General features: G+C 66.6%; 13 protein-coding genes. 7 read left to right on the top strand and 6 right to left on the bottom strand.

What is annotated here, in order from left to right; genetic code table 11:
- Positions 1-13 precede the first annotated feature (13 nt).
- From Q5425_RS35775 to Q5425_RS35785, 3 genes are all read right to left on the bottom strand, one after another.
- On the bottom strand, positions 14-1,498 hold the full coding sequence (locus tag Q5425_RS35775) for a hypothetical protein (protein WP_308676800.1): 1,485 nt from the start codon (positions 1,496-1,498) through the stop codon (positions 14-16).
- A 523-nt stretch (positions 1,499-2,021) separates the two neighbouring features.
- Entirely contained in the window at positions 2,022-3,473 is a 1,452-nt protein-coding gene (locus Q5425_RS35780) for a S8 family serine peptidase (protein WP_308676801.1), read from the bottom strand.
- A 1,035-nt stretch (positions 3,474-4,508) separates the two neighbouring features.
- Positions 4,509-5,402, bottom strand: coding sequence for an NAD(P)-binding domain-containing protein (locus tag Q5425_RS35785; RefSeq protein ID WP_308676802.1), 894 nt, complete (start codon positions 5,400-5,402; stop codon positions 4,509-4,511).
- 189 nt (positions 5,403-5,591) lie between these two features.
- Here Q5425_RS35785 and Q5425_RS35790 point away from each other — a divergent pair, with 189 nt between their 5' ends.
- On the top strand, positions 5,592-5,936 hold the full coding sequence (locus Q5425_RS35790; protein ID WP_308676803.1) for a helix-turn-helix domain-containing protein: 345 nt from the start codon (positions 5,592-5,594) through the stop codon (positions 5,934-5,936).
- A 2,156-nt stretch (positions 5,937-8,092) separates the two neighbouring features.
- Here Q5425_RS35790 and Q5425_RS35795 read toward each other — a convergent pair.
- Positions 8,093-8,956: an alpha/beta hydrolase gene (locus Q5425_RS35795; RefSeq protein WP_308676804.1), complete on the bottom strand. Its 864-nt coding sequence runs from the start codon at positions 8,954-8,956 to the stop codon at positions 8,093-8,095.
- Between the two features lie 119 nt (positions 8,957-9,075).
- On the opposite strand from Q5425_RS35795, the gene Q5425_RS35800 reads away from it, so the two are divergent.
- Both Q5425_RS35800 and Q5425_RS35805 read left to right on the top strand, forming a co-directional pair.
- A complete protein-coding gene (locus tag Q5425_RS35800) occupies positions 9,076-9,639 on the top strand; it encodes a TetR/AcrR family transcriptional regulator (RefSeq protein WP_308676805.1) in 564 nt (187 codons plus the stop codon).
- Between the two features lie 403 nt (positions 9,640-10,042).
- Positions 10,043-10,594: a permease gene (locus Q5425_RS35805; RefSeq protein WP_308676806.1), complete on the top strand. Its 552-nt coding sequence runs from the start codon at positions 10,043-10,045 to the stop codon at positions 10,592-10,594.
- Positions 10,595-10,747: 153 nt separating this feature from the next.
- Here Q5425_RS35805 and Q5425_RS35810 read toward each other — a convergent pair whose 3' ends face one another.
- Entirely contained in the window at positions 10,748-11,338 is a 591-nt protein-coding gene (locus Q5425_RS35810; RefSeq protein ID WP_308676807.1) for a zinc-binding dehydrogenase, read from the bottom strand.
- A 395-nt stretch (positions 11,339-11,733) separates the two neighbouring features.
- Here Q5425_RS35810 and Q5425_RS45910 point away from each other — a divergent pair, with 395 nt between their 5' ends.
- The 3 genes from Q5425_RS45910 to Q5425_RS35820 all read left to right on the top strand — a co-directional run bounded on the left by Q5425_RS45910 (position 11,734) and on the right by Q5425_RS35820 (position 13,794).
- The gene (locus Q5425_RS45910; RefSeq protein ID WP_396135330.1) at positions 11,734-12,117 is read left to right on the top strand and encodes a phospholipase A2; all 384 of its coding nucleotides are present in this window, start codon (positions 11,734-11,736) and stop codon (positions 12,115-12,117) included.
- 3 nt (positions 12,118-12,120) lie between these two features.
- On the top strand, positions 12,121-12,351 hold the full coding sequence (locus Q5425_RS35815; RefSeq protein WP_308676808.1) for a hypothetical protein: 231 nt from the start codon (positions 12,121-12,123) through the stop codon (positions 12,349-12,351).
- Positions 12,352-12,453: 102 nt separating this feature from the next.
- Positions 12,454-13,794, top strand: a complete 1,341-nt coding sequence (locus Q5425_RS35820; RefSeq protein WP_308676809.1) for an FAD-dependent oxidoreductase — start codon at positions 12,454-12,456, stop codon at positions 13,792-13,794.
- A gap of 237 nt (positions 13,795-14,031) precedes the next feature.
- On the opposite strand, the gene Q5425_RS35825 is transcribed toward Q5425_RS35820, so the two are convergent.
- Entirely contained in the window at positions 14,032-14,886 is an 855-nt protein-coding gene (locus Q5425_RS35825; RefSeq protein WP_308676810.1) for an NAD(P)H-binding protein, read from the bottom strand.
- Between the two features lie 366 nt (positions 14,887-15,252).
- On the opposite strand from Q5425_RS35825, the gene Q5425_RS35830 reads away from it, so the two are divergent.
- Positions 15,253-18,045 (top strand): BTAD domain-containing putative transcriptional regulator, encoded by a 2,793-nt coding sequence (locus tag Q5425_RS35830; RefSeq protein ID WP_308676811.1) that lies wholly within the window; start codon positions 15,253-15,255, stop codon positions 18,043-18,045.
- Positions 18,046-18,113 lie beyond the last annotated feature (68 nt).

Below are 18,113 nucleotides of genomic sequence, written 5' to 3' on the forward strand. Positions count from 1 at the left end.
GCTGGGGCGCGGATCAACCGGCCTGTACCGCGCGGTCGTTGTTCTGGATGTGTTTGACGTCGCCGCCCCCGGCCATCGGCCGCCACGTCGCGTCCAATCCGTCCTTCAGCAGGAAGTTGCCGTCGAGCACTGCACCGATATTGGCTCCTTCCAGCTGCCACTCGCTTGCCCGGCCCGCGGGATTCAATGTGTGCCATCCAGCGTCGCGTTCGTCCTTGGCCAAAATGACACCAGCGCCATTGCTGAACGCGATCCGGGCGCCCTCCAGCTGAATCTGCTTGACGTCGCCGCCAGCCGCCATCGACCGCCACGTGTCGTCCAGATCTTCCTTCAGCCAAAAGCTGCCGTCGAGGATCGCGCCGATCCGTCGACCCTCGAGCACCCACTGAGAAGCGCGGCCCGCCGGATTCAACGTATGCCACGACCCGTCGCGATCGTCCTTCGCAAAAATGATTCCGTTTGCGTTGCTGAACGCGACGCGACCGTTGTGGAGGCTGATCTTCTTCACGTCGCCGCCGGTGGCCATGGGGCGCCACAGTTCGTCGAGATCCTCCTTGAGGAAAAAGCTTCCGTCGAGAATGGCGCCGATCCGATCGTGGTCGAGGATCCATTGGGCTGCTCGTCCGTCGGGGTTCAACACGTGCCAGTCGCCGTCCATCTGATCTTTTGCGAAGATGATCCCGGCACTGTTGCTGAACGCGATGCGACCTCCGCTCAATGCGATCTGCTTGACGTCGTGGCCACCAGCCATCGTGTGCCATGTGTCGAACAAACCGTTTTTCAGGAGGAAATCTCCGTCGATGATGGCACCGATCCTGTCGCCGTCCAGCACCCACTGCGACGCCATGGTGCCCGGATTCAACGACTGCCAGATCCCATCCCGCTCGTCCTTCGCGAAAATAGTACCGGCCGTGTTGCTGAACCCGTACCGCGTCACCGTCCTGGAAGACGGGGGGATGGAGCCGTCTTCGACGATGTTGTTGTAGCGCATGGAACTGAACGTGTTCGCGTAATTAGGCGACCACGCCCGCTCGGTGGCGTTGTGGCCGTTGTCGTACTCCTCGCGCACTACCGGACTGGTTCGCGCGGCGTCGTTCCAGCGAACGAACAACGCGATGTGACCGGTCCGCCACAAGGCGTCACCCGGTCTCAGGTCGGATTTCGCGATCGTGTGCATGACGGCCGGGAGGCTGGCGGTGGAACGACTGAAGCCCAGGTGCCAAGCCATCGACACGAAACCCGAGCAATCCTGCCGGTAGGTCCCGTACTGGTTGGTCCAGGAAATCGATTGGCTGTAGGGCACGCGCTGATCGATCCAGGACTGGGACCGGGAAAGCACTTCGCTGCGGGTGATCTGGCCGTCGACGACGGAACCGGCGGACGCGGGCGTCGCGACGGTCGATGCTGCGACAGCGAGCGAGGGGAACGAGACAACTGCCAGGGCTGTCGCTGCCAGCACGGTACGCCGGCGACACAGGCGTTGGGGAGACGGTTTCATGACTTGACCCTTCCGACTGAATTGCGAATCTGTGGCCACGGCGGACCGTAGTCACAAAGTAGAATTTGAGCTGCTGGGCAAGGCCACTCTCGTACGACGGCTGCGCGGCTCGATCACGCGGCGACGCCTACTGGATCACCCACACTCGACATGGCGAGCTATTTTGGCGACAGAACCGATCGTCTATCGCAAATACGAGAGCAGCGCGACTTTGTCGTGGATGACGTCGGCTGGGTAGGCCTCTCGCGCAGTCCCGGGTATCCCTCGGCTCGGCGGTTTCGCCATTGGACGTGCGAGATATGCCCAAGAAGACTGCGGTGGCCGAGGCAGCGTGTGTCTCGGCCACCGCAGCGTTCCGGCCGACCCAGCCAGCCGTGGGGGACGGCGGGGGCTGGGCAGCCGGGCTCGCGCGAATACGCGCGAGCTACGTGGCCCCTGGGGAGTGTGGCCACGCATCCGGGTGGATAGGAGCAGGCGGAAGAACTTGGTTCCGTAAGTCAGGTCTGCGCGTTCCAGCCGTCGTTCAGTGCACGGCGTTGAGGGCGTTGATCAAGCCGTGACCGTAGAACCCGGCGCCTGTGGCACCGCCTTCACAGACAGCGCGGTAGGTCCCCTGGCCGTCCGGATCGTGCACACCGGATGCAGGACACGGCAGTACCTCGGCACCGGCCGCGGCCGCGGCGATCAACAGGTTTCCGGACAACATCGGGTTGCGGCTCTTCAGCAACGCCAGGACGCCGGTGACGTGCGGCGCCGCCATGGACGTGCCCTGCATGTAGCCGTAGGTCCCACCGGGCAAGGTCGACAGAATCTGCCCGTTGGCGTCCGGAGTGGCCGGGATCTGGAACTTCCGGTCTCCGCCGGGAGCGGCGAAGTCGACGACCCCGGTGCCGTAGTTCGAATTGTAGTAACGGCTCTTCGAGGCCCCCACCGAGGAAACTCCGACGACCCCATTGAGCTCGACCGGCAGCTGCGCGCACCCGGCGCCCGCGGTGCGGGTGACCGGAGCCCCATTGGTGGGGCTCAGCGGATCGACGACGTCATGGGCGAGGTCCCAGTTGTAGTTGCCCAGTGACGCGACCGTGGTGACCCCGCGGACCGCGGCGTAGGAAACCGACCGGCGAATCGCCTCGGTCGTGGCGGCCTGGTCGGGGTCCGAGCCACACCAGAAGTACCACGGATCGATCGAGAACGAGCTGTTGGCGATATCCACTCCGTGGTCAGCTGCCCAAAGATACCCACACATGGCGGACTCGGGGTAGATGTACCCTTCCGCGTCGCCGACCTTGATGGCCGCGATGTGGACGTCCGGTGCGACGCCCGCAGTGCCGATCCCGTTCTTCGCCGCCGCCACGATACCCGCGACGTGAGTGCCGTGACCGAAGTTGTCCTGCCAGGACGCTTCGGCGGTGTCAGGAAGACCGTCATTCGCGCAGCTCACCGACGCCGACTTGTCCAGGTTGGGCGCCAGGTCCGGGTGCGTGGCGTCGATACCGCTGTCCAGCAGGCCGATCAGGACGTCCGGGCTACCCTGGTACTCCTCGTTCGCCTGGTCCGCGCCGATGAGCTTCATGTCCCACTGGTTGGCCGCCAGGGGTTCGGGCCCCAGCGCCCCGCGTTGGCTCGTCACCTGACCGTGAACGGGTACGGGCATCGACGTCGGCTTACTGGTCGTTGCCGTCAGTTCGGCGAGATTGCGGGTCGCGCCGGCTGCCGCGACACCTCCCTCGCGCCGGACCTTCGCGGCGAAATCCGCTCGCTGCGAGCGCGCGAGGACAACCCCAATCTGCGGCAATTTCCGTACGACGACCCCATCATTGGCGACCACCGCACTTTCGGCATCGTCGAGTGGTGCCCCTTTCGGCACCAGTACGACGAAGTGTGCGCCGGAAGCGGCCGCGCTGGCCGGCTCCGCGCTCACGGAAGGCGCCGAGGCCAAAGTAAGCCCGACGGTGAGGGAGCCGATCGTGGCCATGACGCGGCCTTGCGTTTTCGAATGGAATGCGAACATGTAAAGTAGACCTCCGCTATACACCCCAGTTATAGAATCCGTTGGGCGCTACACGAAGGCACAGCGTTACCGCCGTCGATGTGACCCCCAAGATCCTGATCGCCAGCCTGGCAGCCGGATCCGCGCGGGGCAAGAAGTGATCCATGCAAGATCGGTTCGCATCTATATACGGTGCGTGTTCGGCAGCGGCGGACTGCGCCGAGGATAGGTTATGACCGGCACCGGAGTGGCGGCCGACGACGTCGCGTCCGTCCGGCCCGGCCGCAGTTGACCGCTGACGCTCGCGGCCAGCCCCGCGCCACGGCCATCTCGGACGCGCTGTGACCGGCCCATGGAGCCTCTAAGAATTTCGGCCGGGGTGCCCAGGCTGCATGGCGCGACAATCATGTTCACCAGGCGCCGCCATGCACCTCGACCAGCCTGTTGGCTGGGTTCGCCGGCGCCAGGACGTATCCGACCTCCGCCCGCGGTGCGCCGCAGACCTGGCTCGCGGCCGCTGGGGATCGGGCCTTCGGTGTGGACGAGGTCGGCGGTGCTGCATGCGTGGCCTGGGCCATCGCCTTCGCCGGCATCGTCCACTGCGGGAACATCGCAGTGGTGCTGGCCTGTTTCGGCAGCTACGAACGTTCCCGTGCCCTTCACCCCGATAAACCGGCGCCACCACAGCAGGCCGCCAGCCAGGCACACGCCACACTCTGTAACAGGTTTCCTTCGGGTGTCGCAGGGGGTTGCGTGCGGCGGGCGGAGGGGCCCGCCCGGTGACCCTGCCGCGCACCGCCCGGTCCCCGTTCAACGCTGGTCCCACGTTCCGGCCGGGTCTCGCGGAAAGACTTCTCCGTCGTGATTCCGCGTAGCCGGGGTCCGGTGTTCCGGCGGACGATCCGCAACGCGTTCGTCGTGACGGACGGGATGGGTGTCGGGGATCGGGCTGTGCTGTGCGCGGTTGCTGCCGGGCGATCGGCACCAGGGACGTCGCCCTGGTGCCGATCGTCTGCGGTGTCAGGCCGATTGTTCAGGCTTCCTGAGCATTTCGACCAGCGCTGAAATGCTGTGATCGCGGTGGCCTTCGGCGATGGCCCGGTTGAGGATGTGGTGGATGGGGGCCTGCCAGGAGACGTCGACGTGTTCCTGCCGACCGTAGTGGCGCTGCTCCGCGAGGACTTCCTCGAAGATGCCTACGGTGGCGCCGATAGGGCCGGTGTAATCGCGGGTGTCGATTTGCTTGGCCAGGTGCGGAAGAGCAGAGATGATCATCTCCAGCCACTTGGCGGTGTAGCGCACCAGGGTGTCGGCTTGCAGGCCACGGGCGGTGACGTAGGTGGTTCCCTGGAAGAAGGCGAGCAGGGACGGCAGCAAGACCCCACCCACGGCCATCTCGTACAGAGCGGCCAGGTCGGGCTGCTCACCCAGGTGGACCGTGTCACCGCCCAGCACCCGCAGGGTCGCCTCGTGCTCGTCGAAGACGGCCTTGTCGCCGCTGTAGTACAGCAGCGTGTCCGGCTTGCCCACCGCGATGGGCACGTTCTTGATCGCGCCATCGAGGAATCGGGCTCCGTGCCCGCTTGCCCAGCCGGCCATTCGGCGGGCACCGTCCGGGGTTCCTGTGTTGAGGGTGACCAGGGTGTGCCCGGCCAGTTCGGCGCCGGCGTGCTCCAGTGTGTGGATGGTGGCGTCGTAGGTGGACAGACAGACAACCACCAGCGGGCTCGCGGTGACCGCTTCCCGCACCGTTGGAGCGGCGACCGCTCCCTTGTCGACGAGCGACCCGGCTTTGCCCGCGGTGCGGTTCCACACCGTCGTCGTGTGCCCGGCGCCGATGAAGGCCTCGGCCAGCGCCGAACCCATCGAACCCAGTCCGATGACAGTCACCGGTGTGTGGTCGTTCCCGGCCATATGTCGTGCTCCAGTTCACAAGTAAGTCTCGGATTCGCGGTGGTGGCTCTCGGGACTGCGAGTGCGTGTCGTCCGCGGCGGTCCGTAGAGGTCTGTGAGGTCTCGACATCGATCATGGAAGGTCGCGGAAGTTTCAACAAGTACCTACAATTTTGTCTGGTACGGACATTCTTGTTAGTGGGGGTGTGGATGAAGGGGAAAACCTTCTCGTGCGGGCTGGACGCCGCCATCGCCGTCATGGGCGGCAAGTGGAAGGCGCTGATCCTGTGGGAGCTGACCGAAGGGCCGCGGAGGTTCGGAGAGCTGCGGCGATCGGTGCCCGGCATCAGTGAGCGCATGCTGATCCTGCAGTTGCGGGAGATGCAGACCAGCGACCTGGTGGCCCGTGAGGCCTATCACCAGGTCCCGCCGAAGGTGGAGTACTCACTCACGGACTTCGGCCACTCACTGGTCACCGCGCTCACAGCGCTCGGCGAATGGGGTGAAGCACACATGGAACGCATCGAGGCCATACCCGATGCCAAGGCTCGATGAACCGGCGACCCGTGGCAACGTGGCCTGACCACCCCTACGGCATCCAGCCCGGTGCACTGGATCGCACCCATGCAGCACTGGGGAATGCCTCCGCCTCGACACCGCCCAGACCGGAAACATCCTGCGCGTCACGGCTTCCGAAGCCGGCGAACAGTGGCCCTGACTGGCCGCCGACCTCGGCGCCCACCAGCCCACGGGCATGGCCGACGACTGGTCCTTCCTCGACGACGCGCTGCGCACCGAACTCGAGGGGGAACTTGGGTCGACAGCATCCCCCTGTCCCCGGCCGATACGGTCGACAAGGTCCTGGCCGGGCAGAGGCCGCGGGTGGGTGCGGCACCGCGCGGGCCGGACCCGCTGACCGGGGTCGGCCGCCCTGGATCGCGCGGATCGTGCGCAGCCGTGCCCGCATGTGGTGCGCGCTGCAGCGCAGGAAGGCCCGTGCCTCTGGGGTGTAAGGCCTTGCCCCGCCATCGCGGCGAGGTCCACAGCCCGTGGCTGAGCGACTCGTACGCCTCGATGTAGGTCGACCGCTGAGCTCGAACCAGGCGCCCCGCGGGCGCACCGCCAGCCGCGTGACCGCGTCGACGTCCGGGTCGTAACGGCACGACATCTGGCTAGCTCGGGGTTCCGGTACGAGGTCCTTCGGCAACACCCCCGGCCTGTACGACGTGCACCCGCCCGAACGGGGTCGACCGATGACCGCGCGGCCGATCGGCTGACAATTAGGGAACGTCTGCCTTCATTGGAATGGAAGGCACGCGGAAAATCGTGACCGTAGGGGCCGAGGAGGTTCAGTTCCCCCGCCACCACGGCTTCCGGCTTGCCAGCTGGTCGGGGCCGGCTGGCGAGACCGGCGCCTGGGGCTCACCTACGCAAGAGGCGTGGCCCCAGGGAAGGGAGGCCACGAATTCGCGGAGCCCAGGCGACGAGTGCCACGCGCAAGACGGAACGGTCCGGTGGCGGAATGTGAGAGACGAGCTCCCTGGGCGGCGGCCAACTACGTTACCTCAGCGTGGAGCGTCAATGTACTCAATCGGACGGCGGTGGCTGGGCTGCGCTGACCGCCTCGCCCCGTCGCGTCACGGAATACCCGACAGCAGGTGGCGCGTATTGACAGCGAAGCGGAGTGACGCTGATCCTCCGCGGTGCCGGATGGAAATTCACTCGGCATCGGCGAAGGATCAGCGGGGCGCCGGAGGGGGCGGCCGAGCCACGAACCGACTACTCTGCGTATTCGTGCGGATCACCCTGATCGGAAACTTGAAGCCAATTGTCCCGTTTGTGGAACCAGCTTCAGAACGCAATGTGACCTCCACCTGGACGGAATCCGGGAGTAAGTGCTCGTACACAGCTCAAAGGGCGACCCCGTCCCGAATTCAGGTTTTCAGACTGACACCAGGAGATCCGTTCCGGCAAGGGTCCGGCGATGCGAGGTGGCGGTTATCCATACCTCGCCTGCATGGATCCGGCAAGACGAGCCACCGGATCCGGCTGACGCCAAAGCGCGAGTGCGGGTTGGCCATCAACCCGGTTCGCGCGGCTACGCCAGGCTTGTGCCGATGCCGGCCCGCGGCCGGGTCGGTGGAGTCCCGGACCGGCGCGTAGCCGAGGCATGCGCGCGGGCCGGCGCCGTGCATGAGGAGCCCGCCCGTGCCCGAGAGGACTGTGGTGTCGGCCAGGAACTGGATCGCCCGCGAGGGTGCCGAGTCGAGAAGCCGCTCGGCAAGCACCGGTTGGTCGCTGAACGCCCCGTTGCCTGGCGCTTGGGACGCCAGTGGCTGACGACCCGGTACGACCGCTACGCCAATCACTCCTGCGTGGTATCGGACGTCAGTCCTTCTTCCGACGCCGGCTTTTCACGACAGTGACCACGGGTATCGAAAGAATGATCAAGACGATGACTACCAGCAGCAGAACACCCAGTAAGCCATCCGGCAACAGCGGTTGCAGCACTCATCGATTGAACGCCAAAAAGGCAGCCACTGCCAGGCCATCAATTGCGAGTGTCAACCAAATACGTTTTCGCTTCACTGCCATGCCCCCTTGTCTTTTCCATGCAACCTCGTCCAGATCGATCTTGACTGGCCGGACAGGCTCGGCTTGGGTTCACGACACCATCCACTCGTCGCCAGTCATCCAACTCCGTTGCGGCACTAGGAGCCGGTGTCCTCGAGGAGGGGGGCTGCACCGGTGTCGGCGAGGAACTTCAGCATCGCGTTGGCGAGCTCTTCCGGTTGGTCTTCGGGGATGAGTGTCCATGAGTCGCGGATTTCGACCAGCCTGGCCTGTGGGAAGAGGTCCACGAGCCGGCGGCCGTGTTCCACTGGCATCATCCGGTCTTCGGTCGCCCACACGATCAACACGGGACGTTCGAAGTTGCTGAGGCTTTCGCTCCAGTCCAGCAGTACTTCGCGCTTGGGTGCGGAGGTCCCGAATTTGGCAAGATCGCGGCGGATATCCTTATCGCGCGTCGACGGGGCGAACCAGTCGTCGAGAACGCTGTCGGGAATGCCCTTCTTGCTCAGTACGCCGTAAAAACGAGGATTGTGGCGGAACAACTTGGTACGCATGATCTTGGTCATCAGCCAGGTGCCACCGGGGAGACCGACCAGTGTCACCAACGGCTTCACCGGTTTCGGCGGGAAATTGTCGAAAGCCTCGCACGCGACCATGACGAGCCTGCCGATTCGACTGGTTCTGCCCTCGTGCACCAGGAACTGCGGACCTCCCCAGTCATTCATCACTAGGGTGACTTCGGTCAGGTCGAGGCGCTCCAGCAGTTCGGCGATCAGGAGCGCCTGCCCGCGCTGGGACAGATCCGCGTCAGCGCGCATCGGCTGACGATGGCCGCCGAGTGGCAGCGTCGGCAGCACGCAGCGGTAGCCGCGGAGCAGCGGAACCACCCTGCGCCACTGAGTTTCGTTCATCGGAAACCCGTGCGTGAATACCAGTACGGGCCCGTCGCCACCGGTGTCGACGTAATCGATGCGTCCCGCTGACAGTTCGATGCTCGGCACGTGCACTCCTCTAGATAGATCGTTCTACTGATGGTACTCTAGGATGCCCGATAGCGAGTTGTCGAGGAGTCGAGAATATGGTCAGCGGACAAGCGGGCAACCGGGGCACTCGCGCGAGAGTGTTGGAGGCCGCGGGGCACCTGTTCCAGCGCAACGGGTATGCGGGTACGGGCGTCAAACAGATCGCCTCCGAGGCAGAGGCTCCGTTCGGCTCGATCTACCATTTCTTCCCTGGCGGGAAGGAGCAGCTCGCGGACGAGGTGATCCGCACGACCGGTCCCGAGTACTGGCGCCTGGTGTCGTCGTTGCTGGAGAGCAGTGGGAGACCTGTCGAGGCGCTTGATTTTGCCTTCCGCAAGGCTGCGGAAGACCTGGCGGCGACCGATTACGTGGATGCTTGCCCGATTGCGACGATTGCGTTGGAGGTGGCGAGTACGAATGAGATGCTGCGCATGGCGACCGCGGAGGTGTTCGCCGGCTGGGTGACAGGGGCAGCGGCTTGGTTCGGTCGCTTCGTGCCCGACAAGGGCCGGGCGCGGACCCTGGCGTTGGCGATGATCAGCATGCTGGAAGGCGCGTTCATGCTTTCCCGGGCGGCCAGGAGCGGGGAGCCGTTGCTGGCCGCCGGAAGGTCCATCGTCGAACTGACGCGAATCGCACTGTCGGAGGAAGCCGTGGATTGAGTCGTCTCCACCACGGGAGGAGGCCGGCACTTCGCTGCGCCAGTTGGTCGTCGGCTCTGCCGGGACCGCACTGCCGGCCAGGCGTCGGCCTGCATTCACCTTCGGGTGTCGGCGCTGTGGTCGCGCTCGCGGACGGGTACCGGAGCTATCTGCGGCGGTATCCGCACCGCACCGCTGCCTTGGTCGCCGACCCGGACCGCAATGACTTCAGGCGGCTTCGGGCGTCCCGAAGACATCGACGAGAGCTTCGAAGTTCTGAAGAAAATGCTCGTCGACGGTCTCACCACCTTGAAGAAGACTTCTCAGTAAAGGAAGAACAGATGACTCTCCTCGTTGCGGTACTTTTGTTCACCGTCGGTTTGGGTGTCCTCGACGCCCGATTCCCGTGGACGGAGACCCACAGATGATCGCCGGGCACTTCGGGCTGGCCGCCGCGGTGAAGGCGGCGCGTCCGGCAATTCCTTTGTGGATGCTCATGTTGGCGACCGCGTGGCTGGATGTCGTGTTCATCCCGCTCTACCTGATCGGCGTCGAGAAGATCGACGGCGCCGGCGGTTACGGCGAAGGCGTGATCCACGCTGACTACACACACTCTTTAGTTGGTGCGGTCGTCCTAGCTGCTCTGTTCGGCGCTGTTGCGGCGTGGCGCCTGGACCGTCAAGCAGGGTTTGTCCTCGGCGGCGTGGTGTTCTCGCATTGGCTGCTCGACCTCGTGGTGCACCGCGCTGACCTGCCGGTTCTGCCGGGTAACGCCGGTGATCTGCCTGTGTTCGGCTTCGGGCTCTGGCGTTCGCCCGGTGTCTCGGCGGTCGTCGAAGTGTTGCTGCTCGTGGTTGGCATCGGACTCTATTGGCGCGAGGCGGCGAAGCACGATCCAAAGCGTGCTTGCACGCTTGGCCTGACGTCGGCGTTGTTCGGCGCAGTCACCATCACCGCCGATTTGCTCGGCATCTGACTGGCAGCCGACGGTGTCCTCTGGGCGAGCAGCTTGCCCGGGTGGGTGGCGCCGAAAGCGCCGCCGTCACCACCGGCGGCGAACCCGCCCGCATCCTTCAGGCCGCGCCAAGACGTCGCTCGACTACACGACCGGATCGACGCCGGCGCGTGGTCAGAGGGTGATGAGGGCTTTAGGACGCGACGGTCGGTCATCGCCTGCTAGGCGCCCGGGACGTGATCGAGGGTGCCGGCCTGGTCGAAGACGCGACCGGGGGTGAATCGTGCCGTCGAGCACGTCGGGCAGCAGCCCGTCGATGTAGGCGCGGGCCGGGCTGGCGCCGCCGGTCAGGGTGACGTTCCGCATGATCATGGACTGGCCGACGGGGCCTTCGTCGCACTGGGGAACGCCCAGGCGGCTGATGGTTCCGCCGTCGTCGACCGCGGCGAGGGCGGTCTCGAGGGTCAAGCGGGTGCCGACGGCTTCGATGACCTCGGCGACGCTGTCACCGCCGGTCAGGTCGTGCACGCGGGCGGCGCCTTCTTCGCCGCGTTCGGCGACGACGTCGGTGGCGCCGAAGGGCCGGCCGAGGTCAGTGCGGTCGGTGTGCCGGTCCATGAAAACGATTTGTTCGGTGCCGGGGCGGGCGCCGGCAGTGACGGCGCCGTGGTGGCCGGTGCCCAGCAAGTCGGACAGGGTCAGCAGCGAGGAGTCCGCTTCGACGGGCAGCGGGACCAGGGCGCCTACGGCCTGCGGGACCCGCACTGCCTCACCTTGGCCGCCGTCCACACCATCGAGGCCGTACAGGGGCTGCCCCGAGGATCATTCTTCCCGGCCTCGCAGGGGCGTGCCACCTCTCTGGGCAGACGCTGCACGTGACCGGAGGAAGCCACACCACCCGCTGGAATCCACCGCGCCGGATTGCTGGACGTCGATCGGGAGCACGCGTTCGTGCTCATCCCGGTGGCCTGAGAGCGAGCACCGGTGATCAGGTGCGGGGAGTGGTCCGGATTTCGTCTTGACGGTTCGATGAAGCTGAACTGAAGCGCGGTGAGCCTAGGTTCTGGTCATTGCTCAGGTGCGCAGTACGTCTACTGAAGGAGCAGGGAATGATGATAAAAAGGCTTGCCGGGCTACTGATCGCGGTCGTGGGATTGATCATGCTCGGTGGGGCGACCGCGTCAGCGGAAGCGTTGACCGGTGCTGGCAACGTCCAGGTCACCGTCACTCAGGCCGCTGTTCGGGCCGAGCCAGGCCCTATCAATGTTCAGGGCGACGGGTGCACGTGGGCGCCGGACCAGTTCTATTGGGCGAACTTCCGCCCGGCGTGCGACGCGCACGATAATTGTTACAGCTCGGGAAGCAGAACTCCTCGACTGGTCTGCGACGATGTTCTGCGCGGATCGCTCAAAGTGGTTTGCGCTGGCGCGTTCGGTCCCAGCAATCCGCTACGGGCCGGCTGCTACAGTGAGGCGGAGACGTTTTACGTAGCGGTCCGCACGTTGGGAAAGCCGCATTACCAAGGATCCGGAAACCCTTACTAGGGCGTGCCTGACAATGCCTTGTTCCAGGTGATGGCCACGCCACTGTTTGGGCAGCCTGAACCGTCATTCGACGACGTTGCGGCCGCGGTGGCCGACCGGATCGGACACGAGTGGGCGGCCGCCGCGGGAACCGCGGCGTTTGCGGTGCCGGGCCCGATCAACCTGCTCCGGGATTTGCGAACAACCTCCGGGCGCAGATTGACCCATATCCGTGGTCGCCGATTGACCCTGTAGCACCGGTCAATCTCTGTTTAGAGTTCTGGTCGTGCGATCGACCGAACTCGGCATCGCGACCGGCTCCGCGCCGAATCTCGCGGACTCATCCAAGGGAAAACCATGACTCAGACCGCAGCTTCGCCCTCTCCCGCCTCGGCCGTGCGCGGCCGGGTTCTGCTCGCAGCCGACGCCGGCTTCGCTGAGGCCGCCCGCCCCTGGAACCGTCACATCGAACAGTCGGTGGCAGCGGTCGTCGAGGTTGCCGACGCCGACGACATCGCCGGCCTCGTGCGCTACGCCGGCACCCATGGTTGGGTCGTCACCGTGCAGCCCAGCGGACACGGCGCCACCGGCGATACAGGAGCAGAGGACGCTCCGGTGGTGCTGGTACGCACCGGACGGTTGAATCGGATCATCGTCGACCAGGTCGCTCGGACCGCCCGGGTAGGCGCCGGTGTCACCTGGGGCCAGTTGCAGGTCGCCGCGGCGCCGTCCGGGCTGACCGGGTTGCCCGGCAGCTCTCCGGTCGTCAGCGTGGTCGGGTTCATTCTGGGCGGCGGTCTGAGCTGGTTCAGCCGTCGGCACGGTTGGGGTGCCGACAGTGTTCTGGCCTTCGAGATCGTCGACGCGGCCGGTCGGCGGCGGCGCATCGGGCGAAGCAGCGATGGATCCGACGCCGAACTGTTCTGGGCGCTGCTGGGTGGCGGCGGCGATGTCGCCGTTGTCACCGAAGTCGAAGTCGAACTCCACCCGGCACCCGCGGTCTACGGTGGACGGATGGTGTGGCCTGCCACCCATGCCGATGAGGTGCTGTCGCGGTTTCGGGAAGTCACGGCGAGCGCTCCGGAATCGCTCACCGTCTGGACCGATCTGCTGCGGTTCCCCGGTGCCGATCCGCTGGTGGCGATCGACACCACCTACCTCGGTGACAGTGTCGCCGCGCGCGCTCTGCTGGCTCCGTTCGACCGCGTCAGCGGCCGGTTGTCGGATAGCCGTGCGGTGTTGCGCGCCGACGAACTCGGCGCGATCACGGCCGAACCGACCGCGCCGAGCGCCGGCCTCTCCTGTGCCACGCTGCTGACAGGTTTCGACGAGCACACCGCGAAGGCGTTGATCGCCGCGCCGACCGAGAGGCAGCTCAGCGTGCAGGTGCGCCACCTTGGTGGAGCGCTGGCCGGCCCCACGGCGACGGCGTCCGGACCGCTCGTCGAACCGTATCTGCTTTACCTTTTCGGTCTGCCGGGCACGCCGGAAGCCACCACTGCCGTTGAAGCCGGGCAAGAGGACACTCTCGCGGCGGTGGCCGGATGGCGGGGAAGCCGGGTCCCGTTCACCTTCCTGGCCCCGGGTCAGCGCGCCTCGGACGCTTTCCCTCCGGAGACCATCACGCGACTGCGGGAAATCAAACGACGCCACGATCCGGCGGGGACTTTCCGGGCGAATTTTCCGTTGGAAGGATGAGGTTCCCGCTTTCCTGCGGTCGGGCGTGCGATCGGGCGACGGCGAGACAGCGGGGAAGCGCGTCGAGCTTTCCCTCTCGGAGGTGGCCTGACGCGCGGGTGGCTGGAGGTGCGGGGGATCCAATTCAGCCAGGCGACGAGGGCTGCCGGGGATTCGCGGACACGGTGATCCCCGCACTCGGCACCCCGGGCCGGGCAGACGCGGGTTGACGTTCCTCGGTGCCTGCCCGGCCGGATGTCACCGGAAGTCGGCCGCGTGGTCGATTGCCCACTGGGCGAACGTGCGGGGTGGGCGCCCGGCAACCCGCTCGAAGGTGTCCGTCGGCGGTAATGCGCCGTCACCCTCGCGCGCGTCGGCAAGCAGCTCCAGACGCCAGTCGAGGTAGCCGGCCGGGCAGCCGTCGGCCAGCCATTGGACACGGGCTTCTTCGGGGGACAGCTCGTCGAGGCGCACGGGCTCGCCGATCGCGGCGGCGATGGCGGCCACCTGCTCGACCTGTGTCACCTTCGCCGGACCCGTGATCGTGAGTGCCTGGCCGACGTGGTCGTCGGTCACCAACGCCGCCACCGCAACGTCGGCGACGTCGGCCTCGTGCACTACGGGGTAGCCCGCCGATGGGTACGGTTCACGCACCACCCGCTCGGCTCGCACCCGTGGCGCCCACGCCAGTGTGTTGATCGCCAACAGGCCCGGCCTGATGTGTGCCCACTCGGCGCCGGTCGCCTCGACCGACGCCTCCACGGCGCGGTGTGCCACCCGCTCCTCCTCGAGGTGCCGGTCGAGTGCGGTGGCTCGCCCGCGCGGCGGGAAGCCCGCGGCCGCCGCGGAGTGCACGACGAACCGGCGGACCCCCGCCTCTGCCGCTTGTGCGACGAGTTCCGGCGGAACCCGGGAAAAGACGTACATTCGCGTCACGCCCGCCAGTGCCGAGGGCCAGGTCGACGGGTCGGTGAAGTCGCCGGTCACCACCTCGACCCCGTGCAAGTCCTGTGTTGTGCGGGTCATGGCCCGCACTCGCCGGCCCGCGCCGACCAAACCCGCCACGACGTGGCGACCGATGTTACCGGTCGCGCCGGTCACCAGAATTCGCATTCGCTTTCCTCCGCTTTGGCTGAACCAGCCCGAAGCTAGCTGCCATGGGAGACGTCCGCACATAGAACTTTTCGATAGCAAACTTCGCCTGGCGGACGCATGTGCGAACATCAGTTCCCAAACCATCATCGATCGATGCAAATCGTGCATCGAAAGGTTTGCGTTCGCATTGGCTACTGACGCGCTGCACGCCGTCCCCCGGACCCGGAAGTGGCCGGTCTTGAGCTGCGTCGCTTCGGACGTGGTCTGCACTCCGGAGGAGACCGGTCCCTTATGGACGGATCAGTCGACGCGTGAAGCTCTCAAGACAGACGTCCTTCTGAAAAGGTTCATCGCAGCCGTCGCATTTGTACTACCTTGGCGTTGGTGAGGTTCTCTGTACTCGGCCCGCTGGCGATCTACCACGACGGCGAGCCCGTCGAAATGACCACGGCCAAGCTCCGCGTGCTGCTCGTGACTTTGCTGCTGTCGGCGAACCGGCCAGTCCCGATGTCGTCCCTGCTCGACCGGCTGTGGGACCGATCGCCACCGGCCGACCAGTCCAAGGCCGCACGCCTGTACGTGACACGGTTGCGCGCCGCGCTCGGCCCGGCGCGCAATCTCGTCCGCACCGTCCCGGGCGGCTACCAGATCGACGTGCGCCCCGATCAGCTCGACCTGTTGCGCTTCGAACAGCTCGTCGCGGAGGCCGACACCACCGACGACTGCAGCGCACGAGCCGAAACGTTGGGCGCGGCACTGGCGCTGTGGCGGGGTGATCCGTGTCCCGACGTGGCCTCCGACGTGCTGCGGTCCGACGACTTGAGTCGGCTCACCGAACGACGTTTGCTCGTCGAGGAGCAGTACGCCGATCTCGGACTGGCGCTCGGCCGGCACAGCGAGCTGGTGCCCCGCCTTCGTGGCCTGGTCGCGCAGACGAGTCTGCGCGAGCGCTTGTGGGCACAGCTCGTCCTGGCCCTGCACGGCTCCGGGCGACGGGCAGAGGCCCTGGATGCCTACCGCACGATCGCCGCACAGCTCGCCGAGGAGCTGGGTGTCGATCCCGGCGAAGAACTCCGCGCGGCGCAGCAGGCCGTGCTCACCGACGGCTTGCCGGAGGCGGCAACGAACGGCGACGGTTCCCGGCCCCGCCAGCTTCCCGCGGACCTGGCCCGGTTCACCGGCCGCGGCGGCTACCTCGCGCAGCTCGACAGGTACATTCTCGACAGTGACGTCCCCGTCACGCTGGTTGCGGTCGACGGCCCCGCGGGAGTCGGCAAGACCTCGCTGGTGCTGCACTGGGCGCACCAGCGTGCGGACCGGTTCCCAGATGGACAGTTGTTCGTCGACCTGCGTGGGGGTCAGCGGTCGGCGAACGACGTGCTGGGAAGCTTCCTCAGAGCGCTAGGCCAGCCCGCTGACCGTATCCCCGTGGACCTCGACGAGCGGGCGGGGCTGTTCCGCAGCGTCACCGCCGACAGACAGCTGCTGGTCGTACTGGACAACGCGGATGACGCCGCACAGGTACGGCCGTTGATGCCGGGTCCCGGCGGTGTCGCGATGGTGACCAGCCGCCGGCGACTGCGTGGGCTGTCGGTACGCAACGGCGCGGAGCGGCTCGCGTTGGCACCGTTCGGGCGGGAGGAGGCGATCGAACTGCTGTCGCGGATCGCCGGTCCGGCACGAATCGCGGCGGCGCGAGACGCCACGGCGACGCTGACCGACCACTGCGGCCGCCTCGCCCTGCCGCTCGTCATCATGGCGGAACGGCTGGCCGACGGCACGCCGGTCGACCAGCTCCTCCACGACCTCGGCGACGAGCGGAAGCGGCTCGATGCGTTCGCCGTCACCAGTGATGCGGAGACGGATCTGCGGGTCACACTCGGGTCGGCCTACGCGGCGCTGCCCGCGGCGGCGGCACGTCTGTTCCGGCTGCTCGGCACGTGGCCGGGCCACCGCGTCGGCGCGTCGGCCGCAGCTGCCCTCGCAGGCATCGACAAATCCGCGACTCTCCAGCTGCTCCACACCCTCGCCGACGCCCACCACCTTCGGCAGGTCGGCCCGGGACGGTACGAGCTGCACGACCTGTTGCGCGCGTTCGCGGTGGAGCTGTTCGCCGCGGAACCAGACGACGAAGCGCTCTCGCGAATGCTGTCATGGTGCCTGCACAGCGCGTACAACGCCGCACGGCGGCTCGAGGACCACCGCCCGCTGAGACCGCCTCCGCTCGAACCCGGTGTCGCACCGATCGAGCCGGCTACCGAGCAGCAAGCCATCGGGTGGTTCGGCACCGAGCTGGACAACCTGATCGCCGCGGTCGCGCTCGCCGCAGAAAGGGGCAGGAACGACTACGCATGGCAGATCGTGGCGACTTTCAACGAATTCCGGGAGCGCAAGCTCCGCTGGGCCGACCACACTGGCGTGATCAACATCGCGTTGACCGCAGTGCGCAGTACAGGCGATCTGCGTGGTCAGGCGCTGATGTCGACCACACTCGCCAACAACCAGCAACACCTTGGCCGGTACACAGAGGCACTGGCCAACTACCGCCGCAGCCTCGACCAGTGCAGAGAACTGGGCGACGATGTCGGTGAAGGACTGGCGCTTGGCAACATCGGCCGGTCGCTGTACCGCCTCGGTCGTCACGAGGATGCCTCGACTCATTGGCAGCACTCACTTGCCGTGCACCGCCGGCTCGGCCGACGCGGCAGCGAAGCACAGGACCTGCACAACATGGCCATGTGCCGGCTTGACGCGGGCCATCCCGCCGAGGCGATCGCGCTGGACGAGCAGGCTCTGGAGCTTCAGCTCGCCCAAGGCGACCGCTTCGGCGCAGCACTGGTGCACGGTCAGCTGGGGGAGGCCCATCTCGCGCTCGGGCGGCACGTCACTGCAGTGACCCACCTGCGGACCGCGCTCACCATGCTCCAGGACGGCGGTGGCTCTGTGTACGAAGCCGACGCGATGAGCATGCTTGCGATAGCGCTGCAGCACGCAGGCGAACGCGGCGAGGCCACCGCGCTTGCCCGCGAAGCCGCACGCCGCCTCCACGCCGACGGTGCCCCGGCGACGAAGAAGCTGCTCGCCATGCTGCGCGCCGTGTTCGCTCCACCCATCATCGACACCGGCCGGCCAGTGAGCTCGGCGAAGCCGTACTCCGAGCCGGGCCCCCGGAAATGATGCGCTTGACCACCATTGCCGGCAACTGCGAGTTGTCGAGTGTCGTTGTGGCAGGGGGTTTGCCCCAG

The organism is Amycolatopsis sp. A133, assembly GCF_031082405.1.
GTDB lineage: Bacteria > Actinomycetota > Actinomycetes > Mycobacteriales > Pseudonocardiaceae > Amycolatopsis.

Bases quoted from the DNA above. Each gene is read 5' to 3' on its own strand.
- Q5425_RS35775 (WP_308676800.1), bottom strand. From the start codon at position 1,498: ATGAAACCGTCTCCCCAACGCCTGTGTCGCCGGCGTACCGTGCTGGCA.
- Q5425_RS45910 (WP_396135330.1), top strand. From the start codon at position 11,734: ATGCTCGGTGGGGCGACCGCGTCAGCGGAAGCGTTGACCGGTGCTGGC.
- Q5425_RS35790 (WP_308676803.1), top strand. From the start codon at position 5,592: ATGAAGGGGAAAACCTTCTCGTGCGGGCTGGACGCCGCCATCGCCGTC.
- Q5425_RS35825 (WP_308676810.1), bottom strand. From the start codon at position 14,886: ATGCGAATTCTGGTGACCGGCGCGACCGGTAACATCGGTCGCCACGTC.
- Q5425_RS35805 (WP_308676806.1), top strand. From the start codon at position 10,043: ATGATCGCCGGGCACTTCGGGCTGGCCGCCGCGGTGAAGGCGGCGCGT.
- Q5425_RS35780 (WP_308676801.1), bottom strand. From the start codon at position 3,473: ATGGCCACGATCGGCTCCCTCACCGTCGGGCTTACTTTGGCCTCGGCG.
- Q5425_RS35785 (WP_308676802.1), bottom strand. From the start codon at position 5,402: ATGGCCGGGAACGACCACACACCGGTGACTGTCATCGGACTGGGTTCG.
- Q5425_RS35820 (WP_308676809.1), top strand. From the start codon at position 12,454: ATGACTCAGACCGCAGCTTCGCCCTCTCCCGCCTCGGCCGTGCGCGGC.